The organism is Citrobacter sp. Cb004 (assembly GCF_030337065.1).
Taxonomy (GTDB): Bacteria; Pseudomonadota; Gammaproteobacteria; order Enterobacterales; family Enterobacteriaceae; genus Citrobacter; species Citrobacter braakii.
The window spans coordinates 1-5402 of sequence record NZ_JAOWCH010000041.1 but is presented as its reverse complement, the minus strand read 5'-3'; the positions used below and the strand labels follow the sequence as shown (position 1 = coordinate 5402).

At 50.1% G+C, this 5402-nt stretch carries 4 protein-coding genes, 4 tRNA genes, 1 rRNA gene and 1 pseudogene; 8 read left to right on the top strand and 2 right to left on the bottom strand.

Annotated elements, in window-relative coordinates; all coding sequences use genetic code 11:
* The 3 genes from rrf to birA all read left to right on the top strand — a co-directional run.
* A 5S ribosomal RNA gene (gene rrf, locus OGV65_RS25465) occupies positions 1–73 on the top strand; the annotation flags it as partial.
* Positions 74–315: 242 nt separating this feature from the next.
* Complete coding sequence (murB, locus tag OGV65_RS03460) at positions 316–1344, top strand: UDP-N-acetylmuramate dehydrogenase (RefSeq protein WP_049282959.1); 1029 nt, start codon at positions 316–318, stop codon at positions 1342–1344.
* Positions 1341–2303, top strand: coding sequence for a bifunctional biotin--[acetyl-CoA-carboxylase] ligase/biotin operon repressor BirA (birA, locus tag OGV65_RS03455; protein WP_103767370.1), 963 nt, complete (start codon positions 1341–1343; stop codon positions 2301–2303). The genes murB and birA overlap by 4 nt, the downstream gene beginning before the upstream one ends.
* A 33-nt stretch (positions 2304–2336) precedes the next feature.
* Here birA and coaA read toward each other — a convergent pair whose 3' ends face one another.
* Positions 2337–3287, bottom strand: a complete 951-nt coding sequence (gene coaA / locus OGV65_RS03450) for a type I pantothenate kinase (RefSeq protein ID WP_003031107.1) — start codon at positions 3285–3287, stop codon at positions 2337–2339.
* Between the two features lie 289 nt (positions 3288–3576).
* Positions 3577–3657, bottom strand: a pseudogene (locus tag OGV65_RS03445) (hypothetical protein); the annotation flags it as partial.
* A 19-nt stretch (positions 3658–3676) separates the two neighbouring features.
* Between OGV65_RS03445 and OGV65_RS03440 the strand changes: the two are divergent.
* From OGV65_RS03440 to tuf, 5 genes are all read left to right on the top strand, one after another.
* Positions 3677–3752 (top strand) — tRNA-Thr (locus OGV65_RS03440).
* A gap of 8 nt (positions 3753–3760) precedes the next feature.
* A tRNA-Tyr gene (locus OGV65_RS03435) sits at positions 3761–3845 on the top strand.
* A 114-nt stretch (positions 3846–3959) separates the two neighbouring features.
* Positions 3960–4034: transfer RNA gene (locus OGV65_RS03430), tRNA-Gly, on the top strand.
* A 5-nt stretch (positions 4035–4039) separates the two neighbouring features.
* Positions 4040–4115 (top strand) — tRNA-Thr (locus tag OGV65_RS03425).
* Between the two features lie 118 nt (positions 4116–4233).
* Positions 4234–5402: elongation factor Tu (gene tuf, locus OGV65_RS03420; protein WP_286454612.1), on the top strand; the 1169-nt coding region annotated here is incomplete at its 3' end.

The window sequence follows — 5402 nt, the reverse complement described above, 5'->3', positions numbered from 1 at the left end:
ACTCAGAAGTGAAACGCCGTAGCGCCGATGGTAGTGTGGGGTCTCCCCATGCGAGAGTAGGGAACTGCCAGGCATCAAATCAGTGAAGAAGCCCATCCTGCCGGATGGGCTTTTTTGCGTCTGAAGGGAGTGAAAACTGCCGGAGGTGGCCTCCCGCCTTATCCGGCCAACGTCTGTTATTACCGGATACGGGGCCTGTAAACCTTATTCTGATTGTGATTGCAGCCTCATCGGTTGCTCCTAAGCTTCCATAAAACAAGCCATCCTGCTGCATATACGGTAAACTAAGCGCGATTTTGCATCAGGAAAGCGTCTATGAATCACTCCCTTAAAGCCTGGAACACCTTCGGTATCGATCAACACGCTAATGTGCTTGTCTGTGTCGAAAATGAGCAACAACTACTAAATGCCTGGCAATCAGCCAATGCATCACATCATCCAGTGCTAATCCTGGGCGAAGGGAGTAACGTCCTGTTTCTTGATGCCTTCCATGGAACGGTGATCGTCAACCGTATCAAGGGAATAGCGATTACAGAACAACCTGATGCGTGGCATTTGCACGTAGGCGCGGGTGAAAACTGGCATCATCTGGTAGAGCATACGCTGCAGCAAAGCATGCCCGGGCTGGAAAATCTGGCGCTGATCCCCGGCTGCGTGGGTTCATCGCCAATCCAGAATATTGGTGCCTATGGCGTAGAACTGCGGCGCGTCTGCGAATACGTGGACTGCGTAGAGCTTTCGACCGGCAAACATCTGCGTGTCAGCGCCGCAGAATGCCGATTTGGTTACCGCGACAGTATCTTCAAACATGAGTACCAGGATCGTTTCGCGATTGTAGCTGTTGGTCTGCGCTTACCTAAACAGTGGCAACCCGTTCTCACTTACGGTGACCTGACGCGTCTTGATCCTGCCACGGTAACGCCTCGGCAGGTTTTTGATTCTGTTTGCCATATGCGCACCACAAAACTGCCCGATCCAAAAGTAAACGGTAATGCGGGGAGCTTCTTTAAAAACCCGGTTGTCACCGCGGACATTGCGCAGGAGCTCCTGGCGAAATTCCCGACTGCACCTCATTACCCGCAGGCTGATGGCTCTGTGAAACTGGCTGCTGGCTGGCTTATCGATCAATGTCAGCTAAAAGGCATGCGCATTGGTGGTGCAGCGGTACATCAGCAGCAGGCACTGGTGTTGATTAATGCAGGCCATGCTACGAGTCAGGATGTGGTGCAACTGGCGCATCACGTACGCCAAAAAGTCGGTGAGAAATTCAATGTCTGGCTTGAACCGGAAGTCCGGTTTATTGGCCCACTGGGTGAAGTGAATGCCGTGGAGATCGTTGCATGAAGGATAATACCGTCCCCCTGACGCTTATTTCATTATTATCCGATGGCGAATTTCAATCTGGTGAGCAACTCGGTGAAAAGCTGGGAATGAGCCGTGCGGCAATCAATAAACATGTCCAGACGCTACGTGACTGGGGTGTTGATGTATTTACTGTCCCTGGTAAAGGATACAGCTTACCTGAACCTATCCAGCTATTAGATTCATCACTTATTTATTCTCAGCTGGATGGCGGGAATATAACGGTCCTGCCGGTTATCGACTCAACCAATCAGTACCTGATGGATCGAATTGGTCAACTGGAGTCAGGGGATGCCTGCGTCGCTGAGTATCAGCAGGCCGGTCGTGGTCGTCGTGGACGTAAATGGTTCTCTCCCTTTGGCGCCAATCTGTACCTTTCAATGTTCTGGCGACTGGAACAAGGACCGGCAGCCGCGATTGGCCTGAGCCTGGTGATTGGTATTGTCATGGCTGAGGTTTTACGCGATCTGGGCGCGGATAAAGTGCGTGTTAAATGGCCGAACGACCTCTATTTGCTCGACCGTAAACTGGCAGGGATCCTGGTTGAACTCACCGGAAAAACGGGCGATGCCGCACAGATTGTTATTGGGGCGGGTATAAACATGTCCATGCGTCGGGTTGAGGAGAATGTGGTTAATCAAGGCTGGATTAATCTGCAGGAGGCGGGTATTACCATTGACCGCAATACTCTGGCTGCCCGACTGATCCGCGAGCTGCGCGCTGCCCTGGTACTGTTTGAGCATGAGGGCCTGGCGCCGTATTTGTCCCGCTGGAGGGCGCTGGATAACTTTATCGACCGCCCTGTTAAACTCATTATTGGTGATAAAGAAATATTTGGCGTATCTCGTGGAATAGATGCGCAAGGTGCATTACTACTCGAACAAAATGGCGTGATAAAACCCTGGATGGGTGGGGAAATATCGCTTAGAAGCGCTGAATAATAAGAAGGGGAGCTATGGCTCCCCTTTATTTTTTTATTTTCGTAATCTGACTTGCTCAACGGCATGATTGGCGCTTTTCGTCATGATTAAGCTGGCTCGCTCACGCGTTGGTAAAATATTCTGTTTTAAATTCAACCAGTTGATTTCTTTCCACAGCGATGTGGCCGTGTTGATTGCCTCGTCTTCCGACAATTTCGCATAGTTATGGAAATAAGAGTCTGGGTTGGTAAATGCCCCTTCGCGGAATTTCAGGAAGCGGTTGATATACCACGTCTGGAGTAATTCTTCTGGCGCATCCACATAAATAGAAAAATCGACAAAGTCAGAAACAAATACATGATGTGGATCGTGAGGATAGTCCATCCCGCTTTGTAATACATTGAGCCCTTCGAGGATTAATATATCGGGCTGGGCAACGGTTTTGTCGCCATCAGGGATCACATCATAAATCAGATGAGAATAGACCGGTGCCGTAACGTTGGGGACGCCAGACTTTAGATCGGAAACGAATTTAACCAGACGGTGCATATCATAGGACTGAGGAAAGCCTTTCTTCTTCATGAGCCCACGATCTTTCAACACCTGGTTAGGATGAAGAAAACCGTCAGTAGTGATCAGCTCAACCTTACGATGCTCGGGCCAGCGACTCAGCAACGCTTGCAACACACGTGCAGTCGTACTTTTGCCGACGGCGACGCTGCCAGCAATGCTAATAATATAAGGAATACGCTCGCCGTTGGTGCCTAAAAATTGCTCCAGCACAGCCTGACGCCGCAGGTTCGAACTGATGTAAAAATTTAGCAAACGCGATAATGGCAAATAAATCTCAGCAACTTCTTCCAGCGATAAGTCTTCGTTAATGCCTTTCAGACGAGCAATCTCTTCCTCGGTCAGAGTCATTGGCACGGAATCACGAAGCGCAGCCCACTGGTTGCGATCAAACTGTAGGTAAGGCGACGTTAACGCTTGCTCTTTTATACTCATACGCATGGTCTGGCTGTCATTGCTATATCAGGTCTGCGGTAAAAAACGAAATCATCCCCGGTACGCAATGGCACGCACATTTCAGTTAATTTGGACAATGGGCAGGAGGGTAACACCAGATGGGGGGGAATAATAAGAAAAAATCGTCCCCTGAAACGCAATGTGACGGCTATTCCAGATGTATAAAGATGCACTTTCTCTCTATTGATAACTGCATGCTGGAGCAAAATGCCTTCAGGGAGCGCGGCTGACGTTGGAAATTTGTTCAATCCGAAGAAGAAATAGATTATTTATCGGTCGTATAGCGCAAAATGTGAGCGATAGAACATTTTATGCAATTTTTTAGTTGCATGAGTGCGCATGTCTCCATAAAATGCGCGCTACTTGATGCCGACTTAGCTCAGTAGGTAGAGCAACTGACTTGTAATCAGTAGGTCACCAGTTCGATTCCGGTAGTCGGCACCATCAAGTCCGGTGGGGTTCCCGAGCGGCCAAAGGGAGCAGACTGTAAATCTGCCGTCACAGACTTCGAAGGTTCGAATCCTTCCCCCACCACCACTTTCTGGCAGCGTTATCGCCGCCTGAGTTGGTTAAAAAATTAATCAGCTCGAATAAAAAAGAGAGAAATCTCTTTTTTATTACAGAAAGAACTGGGTAGCCGAGTTTCAGGATGCGGGCATCGTATAATGGCTATTACCTCAGCCTTCCAAGCTGATGATGCGGGTTCGATTCCCGCTGCCCGCTCCAGACGTGCTGATATGGCTCAGTTGGTAGAGCGCACCCTTGGTAAGGGTGAGGTCCCCAGTTCGACTCTGGGTATCAGCACCACTTCACTTCTCCTTCCCGTTTCTCTCTGTTTACTTTTAAAAGCATTCAACAGCTCAGGCATATGGCCTGGTTGATGTGGTGATATCACCGATTTATCCGTGTCTTAGAGGGACAATCGATGTCTAAAGAAAAATTTGAACGTACAAAACCGCACGTTAACGTCGGTACTATCGGCCACGTTGACCATGGTAAAACAACGCTGACCGCTGCAATCACTACCGTACTGGCTAAAACCTACGGCGGTGCTGCTCGTGCATTCGACCAGATCGATAACGCGCCGGAAGAAAAAGCTCGTGGTATCACCATCAACACTTCTCACGTTGAATATGACACCCCGACTCGCCACTACGCACACGTAGACTGCCCGGGCCACGCCGACTATGTTAAAAACATGATCACCGGTGCTGCGCAGATGGATGGCGCGATCCTGGTTGTTGCTGCGACTGACGGCCCGATGCCGCAGACTCGTGAGCACATCCTGCTGGGTCGTCAGGTAGGCGTTCCGTACATCATCGTGTTCCTGAACAAATGCGACATGGTTGATGACGAAGAGCTGCTGGAACTGGTAGAAATGGAAGTTCGTGAACTTCTGTCTCAGTACGATTTCCCGGGCGACGACACTCCGATCGTTCGTGGTTCTGCTCTGAAAGCGCTGGAAGGCGAAGCAGAGTGGGAAGCGAAAATCATCGAACTGGCTGGCTTCCTGGATTCTTACATCCCGGAACCAGAGCGTGCGATTGACAAGCCGTTCCTGCTGCCTATCGAAGACGTATTCTCCATCTCCGGTCGTGGTACCGTTGTTACCGGTCGTGTAGAGCGCGGTATCATCAAAGTTGGTGAAGAAGTTGAAATCGTTGGTATCAAGGATACTGCTAAGTCTACCTGTACTGGCGTTGAAATGTTCCGCAAACTGCTGGACGAAGGCCGTGCTGGTGAGAACGTTGGTGTTCTGCTGCGTGGTATCAAACGTGAAGAAATCGAACGTGGTCAGGTACTGGCTAAGCCGGGCTCTATCAAGCCGCACACCAAGTTCGAATCTGAAGTGTACATTCTGTCCAAAGACGAAGGCGGCCGTCATACTCCGTTCTTCAAAGGCTACCGTCCGCAGTTCTACTTCCGTACTACTGACGTGACTGGTACCATCGAACTGCCGGAAGGCGTTGAGATGGTAATGCCGGGCGACAACATCAAAATGGTTGTTACCCTGATCCACCCAATCGCGATGGACGACGGTCTGCGTTTCGCAATCCGTGAAGGCGGCCGTACTGTTGGTGCGGGCGTTGTTGC

Excerpts from the sequence above, each read along its gene's own strand:
- murB (WP_049282959.1), top strand. The coding sequence starts at position 316 with ATGAATCACTCCCTTAAAGCCTGGAACACCTTCGGTATCGATCAACAC.
- coaA (WP_003031107.1), bottom strand. The coding sequence starts at position 3,287 with ATGAGTATAAAAGAGCAAGCGTTAACGTCGCCTTACCTACAGTTTGAT.
- birA (WP_103767370.1), top strand. The coding sequence starts at position 1,341 with ATGAAGGATAATACCGTCCCCCTGACGCTTATTTCATTATTATCCGAT.